At 40.0% G+C, this 19,460-nt stretch carries 12 protein-coding genes; 1 reads left to right on the forward strand and 11 read right to left on the reverse strand.

Going from position 1 to position 19,460, the window contains the following annotated elements:
* Window positions 1-93: 93 nt before the first annotated feature.
* From PYS62_RS06070 to PYS62_RS06085, 4 genes are all read right to left on the reverse strand, one after another.
* The gene (locus PYS62_RS06070; protein WP_066712164.1) at window positions 94-1,575 is read right to left on the reverse strand and encodes a DUF1846 domain-containing protein; all 1,482 of its coding nucleotides are present in this window, start codon (window positions 1,573-1,575) and stop codon (window positions 94-96) included.
* A 154-nt stretch (window positions 1,576-1,729) separates the two neighbouring features.
* Entirely contained in the window at window positions 1,730-5,404 is a 3,675-nt protein-coding gene (gene mfd / locus PYS62_RS06075) for a transcription-repair coupling factor (RefSeq protein ID WP_066712162.1), read from the reverse strand.
* A gap of 149 nt (window positions 5,405-5,553) precedes the next feature.
* The gene (gene pth / locus PYS62_RS06080) at window positions 5,554-6,228 is read right to left on the reverse strand and encodes an aminoacyl-tRNA hydrolase (protein ID WP_066712160.1); all 675 of its coding nucleotides are present in this window, start codon (window positions 6,226-6,228) and stop codon (window positions 5,554-5,556) included.
* Window positions 6,225-7,508, reverse strand: a complete 1,284-nt coding sequence (locus PYS62_RS06085) for an NTP transferase domain-containing protein (RefSeq protein ID WP_066712157.1) — start codon at window positions 7,506-7,508, stop codon at window positions 6,225-6,227. Before PYS62_RS06085 ends, pth begins: the two co-directional genes overlap by 4 nt.
* Before the next feature lie 691 nt (window positions 7,509-8,199).
* Here PYS62_RS06085 and PYS62_RS06090 point away from each other — a divergent pair.
* Complete coding sequence (locus PYS62_RS06090; RefSeq protein WP_066712154.1) at window positions 8,200-9,723, forward strand: LTA synthase family protein; 1,524 nt, start codon at window positions 8,200-8,202, stop codon at window positions 9,721-9,723.
* A 140-nt stretch (window positions 9,724-9,863) separates the two neighbouring features.
* Here the strand turns inward: PYS62_RS06090 and PYS62_RS06095 are convergent, their stop codons facing one another.
* From PYS62_RS06095 to PYS62_RS06125, 7 genes are all read right to left on the reverse strand, one after another.
* The gene (locus tag PYS62_RS06095) at window positions 9,864-11,297 is read right to left on the reverse strand and encodes a metal ABC transporter permease (RefSeq protein ID WP_066712146.1); all 1,434 of its coding nucleotides are present in this window, start codon (window positions 11,295-11,297) and stop codon (window positions 9,864-9,866) included.
* On the reverse strand, window positions 11,294-11,953 hold the full coding sequence (locus PYS62_RS06100) for an ABC transporter ATP-binding protein (RefSeq protein ID WP_066712143.1): 660 nt from the start codon (window positions 11,951-11,953) through the stop codon (window positions 11,294-11,296). The genes PYS62_RS06095 and PYS62_RS06100 overlap by 4 nt, the downstream gene beginning before the upstream one ends.
* The gene (locus PYS62_RS06105) at window positions 11,946-13,298 is read right to left on the reverse strand and encodes a metal ABC transporter substrate-binding protein (RefSeq protein WP_066712140.1); all 1,353 of its coding nucleotides are present in this window, start codon (window positions 13,296-13,298) and stop codon (window positions 11,946-11,948) included. The genes PYS62_RS06100 and PYS62_RS06105 overlap by 8 nt, the downstream gene beginning before the upstream one ends.
* Window positions 13,299-13,320: 22 nt before the next feature.
* Window positions 13,321-13,725, reverse strand: coding sequence for a Fur family transcriptional regulator (locus PYS62_RS06110; RefSeq protein WP_066712137.1), 405 nt, complete (start codon window positions 13,723-13,725; stop codon window positions 13,321-13,323).
* 194 nt (window positions 13,726-13,919) lie between these two features.
* The gene (locus PYS62_RS06115; RefSeq protein ID WP_066712135.1) at window positions 13,920-16,709 is read right to left on the reverse strand and encodes a hypothetical protein; all 2,790 of its coding nucleotides are present in this window, start codon (window positions 16,707-16,709) and stop codon (window positions 13,920-13,922) included.
* A 137-nt stretch (window positions 16,710-16,846) separates the two neighbouring features.
* Window positions 16,847-18,250, reverse strand: coding sequence for a sodium-dependent transporter (locus PYS62_RS06120; protein WP_066712133.1), 1,404 nt, complete (start codon window positions 18,248-18,250; stop codon window positions 16,847-16,849).
* 202 nt (window positions 18,251-18,452) lie between these two features.
* Window positions 18,453-19,451, reverse strand: coding sequence for an ATP-binding protein (locus PYS62_RS06125; RefSeq protein ID WP_315574174.1), 999 nt, complete (start codon window positions 19,449-19,451; stop codon window positions 18,453-18,455).
* Window positions 19,452-19,460 lie beyond the last annotated feature (9 nt).

Raw genomic sequence — 19,460 nt, forward strand, 5'->3', positions numbered from 1 at the left:
CTATCTTTTTATAATACCATGCAATTTAAGCCTAAAATATAATCTAGCGATAAAATAAACATTAAAAAAGCTAGCCTCTTGGCTAGCTTCTTATCAGTGATATAACTTCTTCGTTCTGAACTTCGGTTCATTCGTCACATTCAAGCCCAATTTATGCAAAACATTCTGATCCATATTGCCTAGAATAACGGTGGAATGTGCTTCGCAATTTTTCAAATTAGCTAATTGCTGTAAAGCGACATGGCTCAAAGGGTTAGTTGTGGCTGAAATTGCTAAAGCAATCAGAACCTCGTCCAAATGCAACATCGGATTGTTATTACCTAAGCTCTTAATCTTGAGCTCTGTTACTGGCGCAATGATATGTGGCGAAATTAACGGAATGTTATCGTCAATCTTACCTAAGACTTTCAAGGCATTAAGTAAGCAAGCAGCTGGTGCATCCAACAAGCTCGTTCTACGGCCTGTTACAATCGTACCATCTTGTAATTCAATTGCCATAGCATTGGTATTGGCGCTGGCAGCCTTATCATTGGCCACTTTCACAACTTTACGTGTTTCCAAGCTTGTATCAGCTTGAGAAATCAGTAACTCAATCTTGTCCAAAGCGCTAGGTGGCAAAGAGCCTGCTTTGACTAATTGCAAGGTTTTGTAGTAACGGCGCACGATTTCTTCACGGCCAGCTTCTTTACACAACTCATCATTGATGATGCAATTACCTACTTGGTTTACACCCATGTCAGTTGGTGAGTTGTAAGGGCAGTTACCAGAAATACGCTCCATCATAGCTTTTAGGACAGGGAAAATCTCAACATCACGATTGTAATTGATGGTTGTCACGCCATAAGCTTCTAGGTGGAATGGGTCGATCATGTTGACATCGTTCAAGTCAACTGTGGCTGCCTCATAAGCCAAATTAACAGGATGCTTCAAAGGCAAATTCCAAACAGGGAATGTCTCAAACTTCGCATAACCTGCTTTGACGCCGTGCTTAAACTCTTGATAAAGCTGAGACAAACAAGTTGCCATCTTGCCTGAACCTGGGCCAGGAGCTGTAACAACAACTAATGGACGGCTTGTTTCAATGTACTCATTTCTGCCATAGCCATCTTCGCTGACGATGTGTTTAAGGTTGTTAGGATAACCTTCAATTTTGTAATGGACATAAGATTTCACGCCCAACTTGTTCAATTGTTCGCGGAACTTAACGCTAGCTGGATGGTTCTCAAATTGCGTAATAACGACAGAACCAACATAAAGGCCAACAGCTCGATAAGCATCGATCAAGCGCAAAACTTCCAAATCATAAGTTATGCCCAAATCGCCACGAATCTTTTTCTTCTCAATATCTGCTGCGTTGATAGCAACGATGACCTCAGCTTGATCTTTCAATTTCAGTAACATCTGCAACTTACTATCTGGTTGAAAGCCTGGTAAAACGCGAGCTGCATGTTCGTCGTCGAACAATTTACCACCAAATTCCAAATACAACTTGTTGTCGAATTTGCTAATTCTTTCGCGAATATAAGCAGATTGTAACTCTAAGTATTTCTGATTATCAAAAGCTATGCCGTGCATCTTTTTTCATCCCCTTGCTAATATTTATTTAAGATTATCTCTTACAAACACAAGTAGCTATCTTAACAAAAATCAGCGGCCATTACAATTTAGCAAGCGACAAAATAGCCCTAATTCTAGGGATATTCAGCAAATTTTTGTAATTTCTCCTTATTCACGCGTGTTCAAGCGTTCTGACCAACAAATTCTTTAATAAGCGCAAACGCTCTCTTTCGCTAAGTTGCTTCGCAACCACAATTTCAAGCATCGGTGGCTCACTAGCTAAAAAATGCAAATCCCGTTTCAGTTTGTCATCATTTAGCAACTTGCTGAGCTTCTGCATATCTAACGGGCGATTAGCTTTGAATTTAAGCTCCAGACGCCTCGGCAGACTGTTTAATTCGCTCACGCCTAATTTAGTAAGCGCACTTCTAACATAAGCTATATCAAGCAAGTTCTCGATATTCGGGCTCAAATTACCGAAACGGTCAATAATTTCATCACTTAAATCGACATAGTCAAAGTAACTTTTGAGTTGGCTGATACGGCGATAAAGCTCGATGCGCTCACTCTCCAAGCTGACTAATTCACGTTCGATATAAGCATTCAATTTCAAGTTGATTTGACACTTATGACTGTTTAGGTATGCCTGATTAGCTTCGTCTAACTCATTCTTCGCATCTAACAATTTGCGCTGACTTTGAGTTTGTTCGGAAGAAGTATCAGTAACTTGCAAGTCACGAATCTTTTCCGCCTGTCTCTGCTTAGCTAGCTGTAACTCCTCATCTAGCATTCTGCAATACATATCATAGCCAACAGCTGCAATCTGCCCGTGCTGTTCCGCACCGATCAAATTGCCAGCACCACGAACTTCCAAGTCTTGCAAGGCAATTTTCAAGCCAGAACCTAATTCTGTAAATTCAGCAATTGCTTTGATTCTTTTTCTCGCTTCTTCTGTCAAAATACGATCTGGTTGGTAAGTGATATAGGCATAGGCTTGGCGATTAGAGCGTCCGACACGGCCTTTCAGCTGATACAATTGCGCTAAGCCTAGTTGATCAGCATTCGTGATAATCAAGGTATTCACATTTGGCATATCAATGCCCGATTCAATAATGGTCGTGCAGAGCAAAACATCGCTCTCCTGATTCACAAAATTAAATATTTCTGTTTCTAGCTCTGTTTCATTCAGTTTGCCATGTGCAACGGCTATCTTAAGCTGAGGTAACATAGCTTGTAATTCAGCTTGCTTTTTGTAGATAGTCTTAATGTTGTTATGGAGATAAAAGACCTGACCGCCTCTTGCTTTTTCTCTTAAAATAGCAGCTTTAATAAGTTCCGCATCATACTCCAAAACATAAGTTTTGACCGGTTTTCGATCAAGCGGCGCTTCTTGCAAAGTTGAAATTGACCGAATGCCAGATAAGGCCATATGCAAAGTGCGTGGAATTGGTGTAGCTGACAAAGTTAGAACATCAACGGATGGATAGCGTTCTTTTAATTGCTCTTTATGATCCACGCCGAAGCGCTGCTCTTCATCCACAACCAGTAAGCCTATGTCATGAAACTTTACATCTTTGCTAAGCAAGCGGTGCGTACCAAAGACAATTTGGCAATCGCCACTTGTAAGTTCTTTTAAGACCCGTTTTTCTTGCAAAGGCGGACTGAATCGGCTCAACAAGCCGACATTAATCGGCCACTCTTTGACTCTCTCTAAAAAATTCTCATAATGCTGTTCAACTAGCACTGTCGTAGGTGCAATGAAAGCCACCTGTTTGCCAGCTAAAATTGCTTTGAAGCAAGCTCTAAAGGCAACTTCCGTTTTGCCAAAGCCAACATCGCCACAGATGATTCTATCCATAACTATCGAACTTGCCATATCTTGTTCAACATCAGCCCAAGCTTGTAGTTGGTCGTTCGTTTCGACATAGGGGAAACTAGCGCTAAAAGCTTGCTCGGCACTCTCGAATTTAGGGAAACTGAAGCCTTTGATCTGGCGTCTTTTAGCGTAAAGGTCCAATAAATTGGTAGCAAGCTCCCTTATTTTAGCGCGTGAACGTTCCTTCAGCTTTTCCCAATCATGGCCCCCGAAATGCGACAATCTCGGTGCTGTGTCTTTGCTGCCTATATATTTTTGCAGCTGATCGACAGCTGACATTGGTAGATAAAGAACGTCTGATCCAGCGTATTCTATGTACAAATAGTCTGACTTAACACCAGCTGTTTCAACCGTCTTTATGCCTCGATACAGGCCAATACCGTGTATTTCATGCACGACGCAATCGCCCTCATGCAAATCATTGAAAAAATCAATCATCTGCGTACGGTTTTTCTTCGTTAAATGGCCCTGTTTTTTGATTTGCCACTTCTGTAATAGCTCGTTCTGGCCAAAGAGCATAATTCTAGCTGCTGGATAGTTAAAGCCTTGTTTTAGCTCAGCTACTTTGACAATCCACGTAATTTCCGCACTTTCAGACAGATATGTTTGCAAGTCTTTGGCTTGTGCTTCAGTTGGCGCAAAGGCATAAAATTGATACTGCTCGGCACGATAGCTCTCCAAATTTGCAATTTTATCAATTAGCGTCTTGTTTTTCTCACCAATTTTCAAGCTTTCAGCTTCTCGCCCACTTATACTCAACGTCTCAGCTTCAGCAAAGCCATTGTTCGCTGTCTGGAAGCATGCCAAATTCACAAGCTGAGTTTGCTTGTTCAGCAGAGCCAATATCTCATCACTGCTATGCATCTGCTCAATTTTTAGAGGAATACTTTTGCCCTGTTCCAACCAGATAGCACTATCCAAAGCTAACTGTTTGCCATAAGCAGCCATACTTTTCGTAACGCTAATTAATTCGTCGACCAGTAAAACAGCTTTAAGTTGTTCAAGGTAGGCAAAGAAGTTATTATCCTCTTTGTAAATAAGCGGTAGATAAGCTTCCAGGCTCGGGAAATAAACACGCTCGCTGATTTTGGCTATATCGCTATTTAGAAGTTCAATTTGTTTCTCTAATTGCTGAATGCTAGTAGCTTTGGCCTTTTCAAGCTTGCGCAAAATTTGCACTTTTCGTTTGTAACTAGCAAGTTCCGTTTCCAGGCGCTTGTATAATGACTGCCAATCTGTTTCTTGTAGGCACAAGCTTTTTACAGGCAAGATTTGGCAACTATTCAGCTGTTCACAGGCTCTAGCATTGGCTAATTGGTAATACTTGATCTGGTCAATCTCAATGTCAAAGAATGAAAGACGCAAGCCCAAATCTCGGCTATATGTGTCAGTTGTAATTAAATCGATAATATCGCCACGCTTAGCAAACTCGCCTGCCACACTTGGCAAACTAACTTGTTTGAAGCCTAATTTGACTAATTCTTTCGCCAAATCAGTCGGACTAATAGTTTGGCCAACTTCCAAATTTAACGCTAAATCCTTTAAGGCGCTAGGTGGCAAAATCGGGTCAAATAAAGCTTGTCCGTTTACAAGTATAATAACTTGCTCTTTTTTAGCTTTCACTTGCAATAAAGCATTCAAGCTTGCAATCTGTTGCCAGCTATCTTCCTGACTTACGCTATCTACTGTGCCATAATTAATTGTGCGTGGCTGAAAGGTAATAAGTTTGTCAGCTGGCCAATATGTAGCTAAGCCCGCCTGCCAAGTTTGCACGGCAAATTCGCTATCCAACAAGATAGCCAATGTCCGTTTGCCTTGCTTGGCAAGTGCAGCTACGAGATAATATTTTTGCGTTTCAAACAAACCATTTAGGTTGAAACGAGCTGCTTTATCTGTCTTGCAAGCATTTAACAATTTGACAAAATTAGAGTCATTGCCCGCCTGGGCTAATAATTCTTGCATTTCATCCATAATCTACTCTGACTTAATACCTTCTTCGCCTTAATGCCTTCTTCTGAAAATTGGCCCTTAACCTAATCTTCATCTGTCTAACTTAATTGTTTAACTAATCCTGTCTGCTATTTTTCTACTTCCATTTACAGCTTGATTGCTTTTGTCTGCTATTTGGCTTCTTCAGTTTGCTGTATGGAAGCTTCAATTTGCTGCTTGGTTGCTTTGGCCTGCAATTTGGCTTGGCGTTCAGCTAACTTTGCTAAAGTGCTGGCATTTTGGCTATGCAAAACATTGACCGCCTGTTTGGCATTGCTCTTGCCCATAGCCTGCACAAATGTCTGTATGCGTTTCGCTAAAGCCGGCAAAGCCTGTTGTTTTTGGCTTGGAATTTTGCTCAAAACGAAGTCAACTATGCTGTATTGTTCAGGAATAGGACCAGCTCCGATTCGTAAGCGCGGGAAATTAGTCGACTTCACGTGTTGAACAATCGACTTCATACCGTTATGTGTGCCAGCGCCACCTTTGTCTCGATAACGCAAGTCGCCAAACGGTAGTTCAAAATCATCATACAAAACTAAAAGCTGTTCTGGCTCTAGCTTGAAATAATCTAGGCAAGCTTTGACCGCTTCACCTGAATTGTTCATGTATGTAACTGGCTTTAACAAATAAAACTGTTCATCGCCCAGCCTGAATTTCTGAAAATAGCCTTTGAATTTGATAGTGCTAAAGCTTAGCTTATATTCCTCAGCCAAGCTATCTAACATAATAAAGCCCAAGTTGTGCCATGTAAGTTCATATTCACGCCCTACATTGCCTAACCCGACGATTAAATGTTCTGTCATTTCTGTTTATTCCTAATATTCTCTTTCTCGCGCCGTTCTTCCTGTTTTTGGCTCAAATGATTTCTTAAAACGGTGCCACTTTTATATTCTTGCATTTTTTCCGACTTAATGTAAGTCAATGATACATGGTCGTTAACTAGATTTTGCGCTTGCAGCTCTGAATTTTGCACAAGTGAGAAGCTGTCAACCTGGCAATCATCGCCAAGTACCGACTGTCTAATTTCTGTAAAAGCGCCAATTCTGTTGTCCTGACCTAGTTTGCACTCAGTTAGAACTGCTCGTTCAACTTTGGTATTAGCTCCAATTATAGCTGATTTCAATGTACTAAACGGTCCTATTTCACAGTTCGTGCTAATCTGACAGCCATCCAAAAGCACAACGTTAGGCCCAACGACTGTATCAGCGCCAATTCTAACATCATAGTCAATTTGGCAGGTATCTGGATCAACGATTGTCACACCTCTCAGCATGTGATAATCACAGATACGCTGGTTCATAATATAGATTACATCATCCAACTCCGCTCTAGTTTTAACACCTAAAACTTCCAGCGAATAAGCTTCAACTGTTTCAACTTTTTGGCCATCAGCTAATAACAATTTGATAATATCGCTCAATTCATAAGGTCGATCATTGCCGAGTTTAGCGCCAATTTTGCCTAATGCGGACAACAATAAGCTTGTGTCAAAGCAATAAATGCCGCTTGAAACTTCAACTAAGTCGTTACGCATTCTAGGTGTCAAATTACGGCTACGACTAAAGAAGCCACCACTTTCAGTGAAGAAATCAACTGATTGATTAAATTTCGGGGCTGATTTCAAATCGCAAACTTCGCCGTTACTATCACGGCAAACTTCTTCATATGTCAAATTGAGTTCTTTGGCTATATGAGCTGTTAGAAAAGCGCAAGCACATTTCGTTTCTTCAAAGCGTCTGACAAGCTTAACTAATGTCTGTGGACGAATCAATGGTATATCAGCTGGACAAACTAAAATTGCGCCATCAACGCCCTCCAAGAAACTTGCTGCTTTGGCCGTGGCATGACCTGTGCCAAGTGGGCGTTCCTGCAACATGTAAATCATGTTCTCGCCAACAGTTTTGCGAATTTCAGCTTGTTGATAACCAACGACATAAACCTGTTCGCTTGCGCCGGCTTGTTTCAACGCTTCTTTCACCCACAAAATCATCGGTCGACCAGCTACTTTTTGCAACAACTTGCTCGTCCTAGATTCCATACGGCTACTAGTACCAGCTGCCAACACGAAGGCTCCATTTAACATCGCTTGCACCTCTTTCATGAGCTCTAGTTCAATGATAGGCGTATCAGCGCACTTTACGATTAAGATATTGTAAAAGTCTCTAAAACATTTAGGCCGTTAAAAGGCCAACTTAATAAGCTAAGTCTAAGCCCTTAATTTCAGGCACAGCTTAGCCTACTTCTTATATTTTTCAATGTCTAAGCTTCAGCCTGAACACCTTAATTTCAGCATAAATACCTTACAATCTAAGTTAATTATCCACATTACATTTTCTAAATTTAGTAATCTAAGCTTATGCCTGTATTTCGTCCAAAAAAGCCTATTAAAGCACGAAAATTGTCCACAATTCCACATCTTTTCGCTGTAAATGCAGTTTTAGGCGGCTGATTCATGACAATCATGTTACTTTCCCGAGAGAATAAGCTAATTAAATTACAGCTTCATTACGTAAGCCTGCAGCAGATTGCGTTTTGTTACACACTTATCCACCTGATTGGATCTGTTTCAGCTCAGCTAAAAGCTTATGCAGATTCTTTCCAGTTTAAATAAGTTGCCAAATATTTTATATAAACTTGTTTTGCCAAAATAACCATTTGCCATGGCTTCTATATGCCAATTCCTAGGCATTATTCGCAATTTAAGCTACTAATTTGAGTTTGCCTAATAAGTAGAGTACAATAAGGTGATTTTTCTAAAATAAGGAAGTTAGGAAATGAAAAAGACAACTTTTTTTAAGCAAATTTTACGCTATCTAGGCCTGATTATTTATTTGGGCATTCTAGTTTTAGGCTGTACGCCAATTTATATGGCTATGGTCTTTGGTAAAGTGGCCCCTGACGCACTGCTTATGCAATTTTTGTCGCCACAATCTGGCACACCTTTCGCCTATTATCTTAAATATCTCTGTTTCAGTTTTTTACCGGCTTTAATCATTTGGCTGGCTACAATTTACGCTTGGAAAAAGGCTAAGCAACTCACAGCAAACAAGCAAAGAAAGGCGCATATCGCTATTTCTTGTGTAGCTGTTATATTGTGTGTGCTTTCTTGTTACAGCTTTGAAAGCTATACAGGTATCAGCCACTATGTCTACAGCCGTATGCACGAAAACACTTTGATTGCTGATTACTACGTACCAACTAAAGAGGTTAAATTAAAATTCCCCGAAAAGAAACATAACCTCATCTATATCTGGTCTGAATCGATGGAAGCTTCTTACCAAGATCCAGCTAACGGCGGTTGTATGAAAGAGAACTTAATTCCTGAGTTGACGAAATTAGCCAACGAAAATTACTCTTTCTCCCTAAACAACAAAGCTGGCGGCTTTATTCCAGTCCAAACAGCTACCTATACTTTAGGTTCAATGGTGGCTCAGATGAGCGGTTTACCTTGGATTACACCATTTAGAGAGCCAAATGACACTCCTCCTGGTGCCTTTTTACCTGGTGCATGGAATTTGGGCGATATTTTAGAAAAAGTTGGTTACAAGAACGTCTTCTTGTCTGGCGCTTCTGCTAAATTTGGCCGTCAGGAAAACTGGTTCCTCCAACATGGTAATTATGAAGTTATTGACTTAAACACACTCCGCGAAACTGGTAAGGTGCCTAAAGATTACCTCAAGTTCTGGGGCGTAGAAGATCAGAAACTCTTTGGTTTTGCCAAAGAAAAGTTGACTGAGTTAGCTAAATCAGACCAACCATTCAATTTGCAATTGGAACTCATGGATACACACGGTCCAGAAGGCTGGCCAACACCTGGTTACACTAGCGATAAGTATCCAGATGATAAATATGCCGAAGTGCTAGTCGGCGCTTCCAAGATGATCAACGAATTCATCGACTGGGTAAAAGAGCAGCCATTCTACAAAGACACAACCATCATCATTGTGGGTGACCACTTCACAATGGCGCCTGATTATCACAAGCGTTATCTGCCAAATGAAAAGCCATCTGTCTACAACTGTATCATCAACCCGCTTTTAGCTGATATGGACAAGAGTAAGCTCAAATTGAAAAACCGTACAGCAGTTACGATGGATATGTTCCCAACTACCCTCGCTGCTTTGGGCGTTGAAATTGATGGTAACAAGTTGGCTCTCGGCACGAACTTATTCAGTCAGGAAGATACTTTGGCTGAGCAAATTGGCTTAGATAAGCTCAATGACGCCTTTAGACAAAATTCTAATTTCTATAATAAGAATTTCTTGCATCCAGATTGGTTGAAAAAGCCAGAGCAATAACAGTTTGCTAATTAGCCTTATAACTGTAAAAATTAATTAGCCCGTACAATTGTACGGGCTTTGTTTTGCTTTTCGCTTAATTTCCTCGCTTTTCGCCTAATTATGCCATGTTTTTAGGCGATTATTCAAGAATTAGGCGATTAATGTTTTACGTTGATTAAGCCCTCTGGCCGGCCTGTTTCGACCTTTTTCGCCATCAAATAAAGATAATCTGCATCATCCTCATGGCTGACTTGTAATTTACCCTCGACGTACAGCCAATCCTTGTCTTTGTATTGGCTCACATTAAAGTGTTCAGGAAATCTAACTTCAAAGCCAGGCATACCATCATAGGCGCAGCAACCTGGACCATAGCGAATGACGAAATAACGTGTTATTTGCTTAGCTTTGTCATATAGGCTAACAAATACACCCTCGTAGGCAATGGTCTGATTCAAATAATTTTTGTAATTTGCATAAATTTCATTGGTTAAGAGCACAAATTGCTTCTCATAAATTGGCAAATAGTCGCTGCCATCTTCGGCCTTGCCCGTTGGCAGATGCTCAGTTCGAATACTATTTTGTTTGTCTGCCCCTAATTTACGTTCAAAATCTAATTCACCCTTAGCCGTATAAAATGGCGATTTAGCATTTTTGAACACATCAGCTAAGGCCTCTGTCTGCTTGGCCTTTTGGCAAGCGCTTAACAAACTTAAGCTAAAAAAAACAAGCCCAATAAAGATAGCTAAATGTTTATTAAACTTAACTTTTTTAGTAGCTAACTTTTGTTTAATGACTATAACTAGTTTAACCAAAGCAAAAATTAAAGCATGCACCGTCACAATCGCTGCCCCTGATGGCAAATACAGCTGATACGAAATGAACAAGCCGAGATAAAAGCCCAATAATGCAACGAAAAGGCTGTAAATTTGCGCCTGTCTCTCTGTTTTGGCTAACTGTCTAGCGGTAAGTGGTGGTAAGAGTAAAAGCGCCGATAGAAGCAATGTTCCCATGATTTTTAAGCCAGCGGCTAATAAGAAACTTAACAGCATAGCAATTGCTAGATTTAACTTAACTGGTAATAATTTGGCTGCTAAATAGAACTCAGCGTCCAGCTGCCAAGCAAAGAGATATGGCTTTAGCCAAAAATAAGCTGCTATAACGACCAAACACAAAGCAATTATCACGAACATTTCGCCCTGTTCAATCACTAGCACTGAGCCAAACATAAAATTGCAAATATCTAACGTCATGCCCTGAGTGTAGGCAATCAAACAAATACCTAAGGCTAGAGCGACATTACTTAAAAGTGCCAATAAGCTATCTGTCAGCAATTTTGTTCTTTCCCGCCGCTGAAAAACTTCATAGCTAGTTGCAGTAACTAAGCCCAAACTAACTAAAATACTTGGTAACTGTGTAAGCGTGCCTAGCGCTACACCTAAAAAAGCTACATTCGCCAAACTTTGAGTAAGCAAAGCAAGCCGTTTGCTTAGCAAAATAGAGCCAACTAGCGCACAAGCAATGACAAGCAGGCTACCTGTTATAATGGCTCTTTTTACAAAGGGATACGCTAAAATTTGTAGAAAATCTATCATTTCTTAACCTCGGTCAAAAGAGGAAAATGCAAGCAGGTGTAATCAGACCAAAGATTTTCTGGATCATGACTGATTTGAATTAGGCAACTATTAGCGACAATATATTTGGCAAAAATGGCTGGTAATTTCTGAATCGTGGCTTGATCTAAGCTACTCCACGCTTCATCCATTAAATATAAATCAGCCTGGCCTAACAAAGCACGCACCAATAACAGCTTCTGTTTTTGGCCGAAAGATAAGGCGCTAACTGGCAGCTCCAAGCTTGTCTCTAACTTAAAATCATTAACTAAGCTTGTGTAACGTTTAGCTAAATTAGCAAGCATGTTTGGTGCATTTAGCTTTAACTTGCTTTTATGTTTCTGCTGGCGCTTAATAAGTTCAATTGCGTTATTTAAAAATTCTTTGGCCGTATAAATGAAGCCGTCAGCTAACTGTAATTGCTGAGGGAGGTAGATCACGCTTTTAGCTTCCGAAATAAGTCTACCGCTTGTCAAAGTGCGCCTATTTGCAAGAATCTGTATCAATGTACTTTTGCCACTACCATTTTTGCCCCGCAAAATATAACGCCCACCTGCAACAAACTCATAGTTAAGTTCAGTAAAAATTGCCTTATGATTGTCGTTATATGTATAGCTCGCAGCTTCCAATTTAAGCATCCAAGGCTCCCCTTTCCAAAACATAATCGTGTGTCGCTAAGTCCAATAAAGCCAAATTACTTTTTAAAAGTTCGAACAGCGTAAATGAGTTCTCTAACTCAACTTGGCTAACTGTGTGGCCTGTTCTAAACAAAGCTATGTAGCGTTTGGCTAACTTTTTAGGCTCAGTTGAAGCTGCTGGCACTTCGTCTCTTTTCTCCTCCACTGACGTCTCAGGCTCTGACTCTACTGTTCCTGTCTCAGTTGACGCCTTTGACTCTCTTCCTAGCTCAATTGATGACTCTCGCGCTAGCTCTGTTTGGGAACGTTGAACGTTATGTTTGGACAAAGTCTTAAGATAAGCTTCAGCTTGTGTGGCTGTAATTTCAACTGTACTGTCTGTCAAAACCTGGGCTAATTTAGCTTGGCCAAATTCTGTGTAAAAAACTAGACGAATGTCATTTTGAGAAACAAAGTCATGCAAATTCGTCAATGTCTGCAAATTAGGATCTAGCTGATGGCTGCAACTGTTAAAAGCCGCTTTGGCCTCCAAATTGTAGTCATGGCAGAGATAGCGCAAAGGAAAGCGATCAGCAAAAACTAAAGTTCGCTTGCTAGCTGTCTGAAAACAGTCTGTATACGCTTGATCTAGCGCTTGCCAATGCTGAAGCCAAGCCTCTAGCTGTTTGGTGAGATAGGTCTTAAAAGCAGGCAAATAATCTGGATAAATTTGCTGAACCTTGGCTATAAGCTGTTGGCCCAAAGCCTTTAATAAAGTAATTTGACGTTTGGTTGAAAGCCAAATATGAACATCCTTTATCGGAGCTTGGACAGCTTGTGCTTCTATACTTGTGGCTGTATCCTGGTCCAATAAATCCACATGTTCACTCAAAGTAAAAACGGTCAAATGTGCTTTGGCTGTCTCACTTAGGCTCTTTAATAGACGTGCAAATTGCAAATCCAACTCTCCACCTACCATAAGTAACATGTCAGCTTGTTCTAAGCTTAAACTCGTTTGCACTGACGGTTCAAATGTGTGCGGATCTGAGCCAGCTTTGCTAAGTAATTCCAAGCTGAGCTTAAAGGGTAAATTGGGTTGTCCATGCTCAAGCTTTGAATCAGCTTTAATTTGCGTGAACAATAAAGTATTGGCTAAGTCATAAGCTGGGAAAGCAGTTGCAACTAGCTTTAGTTCTGGTTGTTTATCAGAGTGAGCTGAATTGTTCGCCAATTTGGGCGCATGATTCTCAGCTTTGCAAGCTGTAAGCAGCATAATTAAAGTTAAAAAGATAGCAAAAAATTGCTTGACAGCTTTGTGGCTAGCTACGGCCATGTGCTTAAATTGAGATATGGCTTGTTTAATCAAGTGCTTTGCACCTCATTAATGTTTAGCTTTGGCAAAATTTGCAGAGGCCATAGATGAAAGTCATCTCAAAATCGATCTGAAAGCCGTGTTCTTTGAAGATGTGTTGCATGATCTCTACTGTTTGGTCGCAGGTCATATGATCCAAGCGTCCGCAATTAATGCATTTCAGATGGAAATGGACGTCTTTCTCATCCTCCTCAAATACAAAGCGATAATAGGCTGATTTCTCGTTAGGCAAAAAGTATTTCTCAACTCTGCCCTCACGATACAAAGCTTCCAAATGGCGATAACAAGTTGTCAGGCTAGCTACATAGCCCTTTTTCTGTAAAACAGCAGCTAATTGGGAGCTTGTTAATGGCTCTGTGTTCTTGCGTAAATAATTCAGGATTGCCTCACGCTGTTTGGTTTTGTACTTAAAAACAGTCACGTCGATGCCTTCTTTTCTAGGCATAAAATATGTCAGTTATTAAGAAATGATCATTCATTCTTGCCACCAATTATAGCATCAATTGCATTGCAATTTCAAATTTAGAATAATTTGTAAATATGTATTCAAGTGCTGCTGAATGTAACAAGAGCAGCCATATACGGCTGCTCGGCTAGATTAAATTTAGTCACGAATTAATGTTTACGCTTATAACTCAATGCACCTATTGCAAGGAAAGCCAAGCCTAATTGGCTAAGCACTGCTGTAGTTTCACCTGTTTTAGCTACCCGACCAGGTTTGACTGGTTCAGATGGTATATAAGGTACAGGTGGAATTGATGGTGCTGGCGGAGTTGGTGGAGTTGGTGGGGTTGGCGGTGTTGGTACTGGCGGCTTGTCAGTTTTGCTATTTACTACTTCAATTTTGAACAATCTATTACCCTTTAGCACTTCTACTTTAATATTTTTCACCTGTATCACTTGCTGATTATCTGCGCTAGCCAAATTAGCATCTTTACCAGTAAGCAACAATAAATTAGGTACCTTAATGTGGGTTGTATCACCCTTAACTTCAAGGATAATATCATAATTTAATCGCCAAGGCTCTAAGCCTTTTGCGTTCTCTCCTTCATTGGCGTCATAATAGCTTACTTCAGCCTTAGCAGTATATATTGGTATGTTTTCAAATTTTGCTGTTCCTGACCATTGGGTAGCATTTTCAGTCATAGTCATTGTACTGCTTGCTAACTTGGTTCCATTATTGTCTTTCAAAATGTAATTAACCTTGAAATCCTGCCACTTGCCTGTATTTGCATCAAACACTTTATATTCTGGATGTTCTTTATAATATTTTTCTGCGCTACCCTTACTTTCATCTGTAAAAAATTGTGGGCGGCTAAGTTCAAATGCTAATAATTTAACTTCGTTTGTCTTGCTAATCTTTATTTTATACTTTTCAGAATTAAGTTCTTTTACATAGACCAATTTTTCAATATCTTGTCCATCAACCTGAGCTGGCAGATCTTCAAAGGTATGACTAAAATCATGCGCTTTGTCTAAAATTGCTTTTTCAACCAACCAATCAAGCTCACCGTACTTTGCTCTTAACTCAATTTCTACATCTTCACTCTTTAAGCCATCTGCCCATATTTTGACAACTTTAATATTCTTACGTGGTTCATCTACACCCATATAAATCGTGCCATTAGAGCCAATTCCACCGCCACGGGTAGCTGATTTGTTACCGCTGATGATGACTTTAGCTAATTTTTTGACTTTCTCACTTACGACAGCATGCGAATTGAGTGCGATACTTTTGCCACTCGGCAACGTGCCTTTTAATTTATCATCGGGAAAAGGATTACCGTCGGTATCATGCCAATCATATGGCGTACCACCCAACATACGCTTAGCTATGTCATATTTAGCTTCGCCGCTATGCAGACCATAATTTCTGGAAGAGAGCATATAGATGTCTTTAGCTTGCTTACCTTGAGCCTGATTGCCCGCTATGATACAGCCGTCCTTAATATACATATAGGGTTTGGAAACAGGGCAGGCTGCTAAACCAGAGCCTGTATCTGAAGCATGGTTATCAGTGATCAAAGCATTAGTTAAATGCAACTCGCCATTTTTGTTATAGTAGTCCTGGCCCTGAATTTTCATTACATCAGGTCCACCGTTCACATAAATACCGCCGCCACCAAACTCTTTCTGCGTTACACCTTTACCATCCATGCTGTTATTGATAATCATGCCGGCACTGATGTTGGCTTTTGCCATTTTACAGTTAACCATACCTGCCTGCACAAAGATACCGCCACCAGAAGCTCCAGCTGTATTGGCCTCGATCACACCACCGGTCATGGTCAAAGTATCATAACCGTCGCTCCATTGGTTTGAGCCAACACTGATGCCACCGCCAACTTCATCGGCGCGATTTTCTTTAATGACAGCATTAGCACCAAATTGCAGCTTAGAACCATTATAAAGTAACACACCGCCACCAGCGGAATAATACTGACCGTATGCTCTATCACGCACTAATTTGGCAAGATTATTCTTAATAACGCCACCTGTCATTTGCATATTGGCTGTACCTAAATAAATGCCGCCGCCATAGGTAGCTTCATTATTTTGGATAGTACCGCCTGTCATGTTAACTGTACCTTTGTAAGCATATATAGCGCCGCCTGAACTTGCATTATTAGGATCTTTATCTTTAACTTGATTGTTCTGCAAAACACAGCCATCAACTATATTGAGCGTACCACAAACACATACTAAGGATTTTTCAGCTACTACATTTTCACGATTGCCGTCAATAATAATATCTTTTAAGCTCGCTTCCGTGTTTGTTTCTACTTTGAATAAGTAGCCTTTATAATCAGGGGCACGATAAATTTGCGCCTTGCTACCGCTTAGGTTAATTTCGCCGCTGATTACAGTTTCGCTGTTTACATAGATTTTCGTTATATTCGGATTTGCTACTGCTAGCTCCCTAGCTTTTGAAAATGTTTTTACTTGTGTAGCCGAGCTTAATCCGTCATTATCATCGTCACCATCTTTGCCACTCAAATAAATCGCCCTTAATGTAGTAACAGGTTTTACTTCCCTTAACTCGCTAACATTAGCTCTTGCTTCTAATGAAGCTTCAGTTTGCAGTTTTTCGGAGCTAGGTGTACTAGTCGTTGCAAGTTTAGCTTCTGTTTCTGGTGCTGTGGATTGCTCTCTATCCTCCACTGGCTTATCTGATTCAGCAAGTTCTTTCTCGCTAGCATTTTCCTGACTTATAGCCACTTTATCAGGTTCAGATTTACTTGCAACTCCCCTATTTACGTCATCTACAAGCTTTTCGTTAGCTTCTCCCCCCACTGAATTAGGGATAGAATCGTTCGTAGCTAATGCTTTAGGACTTAATAAACTACTCATACCTAAAGCTGAAACCATTAAAAGCGCTAAACAGTTACGTTTCAAATTTTTCATTTCCAGCTCCTTTGCTTTATATCAGGTGTTTACACCTAGATACAAACGTATCCTATCCTACGTACGCAAAGCAAGCACAACAATATTAAGTATACAAGTCATTAAGCTAGAAATAAGCTAAAACACTCAGCAATTAGCTAAATAGCCCGGATCAAGGCCATCAGATACACAACGACAATTAAAAGTGGCAAAACAAATTTGAAATAATATTCGCTCGCTTTAGGTATTTTTAGGCCACTACCCTGATTCACCTCAGCTCTGAAAGCAGCAAAGCCCATACCTAATTTGCTACAGCAAAAAGTCACATATAGAAGCGAACCTAAAGGCAAAATATTGGCGCTTACAATATAGTCCGTTGAGTCCATGACGTTATCGAATATGGCAAACGGCTTAAAGCCCTTCAAGACATTAAAGCCAAGAATATTTGGCACATTAAGTAACAAAAGCACGGCCAATGTCAATGCAATGCTTGTCCTCCTAGAACAATTCCATATATCTTTCACACAAGAAATAATGTTCTCAAATACAGCTAAAACCGTTGAAAGGGCAGCAAAAGTCATGAATAAGAAGAACAAAACGGCAAAATAGTTGCCATAAGGCATGGCCTGAAAAATTCTAGGCAAAGTAACGAAGACCAAATTCGGCCCTGCATCAGCACTAATATTAAACGTGAAAGCGGCTGGGAAAATTATTACACCAGCTAATAAAGCCACTATTGTATCTAAAATTCCAATTTGCATAGCCTCATGTAAGAGACTTTTTTCTTTGCCAATCCGACTAGCAAAAATAGCCATGGCAGATACACCCAAACTTAGGGTAAAAAAGGCCTGGTTCAAAGCAGCAAAGATCACTTTTACTAAGCCAACTTTATGTAATTGCTCAAAATTTGGTAAGAGATAAAATTGCATAGCTTGTTTGGCTCCAGGCAAATTAAGACTAACTAGAGCTAACAGCAACAAAATCACGAACAACATGCTCATCATGACTTTGTTCAGCTTTTCTACACCTTTGTTGAAACCGAGGCTACAAATTAAAGCGCAAACAAACAGTATGATTGTGGTCCAGGTAAACATCTGAATTGGATCAGCTAACAGATTAGTGAAAGCTTGCGTTGGATCAAGTGCTGACGTATTTAACTGTAGAATTGGTCGAACAACGTCTTTACTATAATTAGCAACATAATCCAGCATCCAGCCAGCAATCATGGCGTAATAGCTCAACAAAAGTACACAACCAGTCAAAGCTAAATAGCCAACCCAAGGCCATTTATAAGTTGGTTTAGCTTGTAAGACTGTAAATGATTTTATACAAGTGCTTTGGCTCTTACGCCCAACGGCAAATTCGCACAACATCACAGGTAACCCGATAAGCACTAAGCAAAGTAAGTAAATGGCAACAAATATAGCTCCACCATTTTGATAAACCATGTATGGAAATCGCCAAATATTGCCCAAGCCAATTGCGCAACCTACGGCTAATAAAATAAATCCCAAACGTGATTGAAAATGTAAATGCTGTGTCTGCTTTTGCTCCTCGTTCACTCTTTTACCTACTTTCATCCAAGATATTAACTAGCATCAGCCAATAGTTCGCTATTGTAAGCGTAAGTGCAAGTTTTGTAAACTTCGTTTTACTTAAGGTGTAATTAATCAGTCTACTTACATATAATTAATCTACTTGCTCACATGTAGTTAATCAGTGACTTTTTCTAACGATTTCTGAAGCGTTTCATTTAGCTTTTAGCTATTTTGACGTTAACTTGTAGCGTCTATTCTTACCTCTACCAACTTGCTCAATTACCCCTTTAGCTTGCATTGTTTTAAGTATGCGGCTAGAAGCAGATTGACTTATAGAAAGTGCATTATCTACATCACTTCGCTTAATTTCACCATACTTACTAAGTAACTCACATACAGATAGCTCTTGCTTATCTAATTGATTCTGTGCATAAGTAGGTGTTTTAGCATAAGTAGATGTTCTAGCATAGCTAACTTGCAATTTGGGTAGAACAAGCTTAAAAGAATTAGGCCCTGCTATAATCTCTGGCTGCTTGGTTTGTCCTTTGTAAAGCTGCAAAATCTTACTTAAACCTGTACCGTAAGCCTCGATCAATTTCAAGCAGTAAAAAACATCTGCCAGTAATTTGTTGCGACAAATTGACATTCCAAGTAGCACATCTTCCATATGTATACCTGGCAAAAGTCCACCAATCGACACAAATTCAATCCAATTAGCATATATGCTGATCAACGTACTAGCACTATAAGCATAGTCACGATGAACAATAACATTAAGCAAAGCTTCTCGAACAGCCTGTTCTGGGAAATCTCTATTGTCTTTTCGATATAAGCCAGAAAAAGAAGCTGCATTTCGGTTATTCAAATCAATGAACTCATAGCAATCTTTCAGTTGCTTAAGCAAAGAACCGCCAAAGTTACGCCGATTTTGAAAGTTTCTTTGATCATTGCCACCAAAAACAGCACATTTCAACGTATACGGACATTGATCTGAAAGTAACAAGGCTAAATTCGTATACATACCGTCTATATCTATCAAGCCTAAGCTATACATTTTCGCTTCCGTTATGGCTATTTGCTGCTTGAAAAATGTCGCTTCTAAGAATTGAAAACTAAGTTTTTGCTCTAAAGAACGAGAAGACTCAAACTTATCCCCATCTGAAATTTTTATCATCTGCCTAATTTCTGCATATGATGCTTGAGCCGCTTCATTGCCCTGCCGCACATAAGCTCC

Source organism: Amygdalobacter nucleatus, assembly GCF_029167365.1.
Taxonomy (GTDB): domain Bacteria; phylum Bacillota; class Clostridia; order Saccharofermentanales; family Fastidiosipilaceae; genus Amygdalobacter; species Amygdalobacter nucleatus.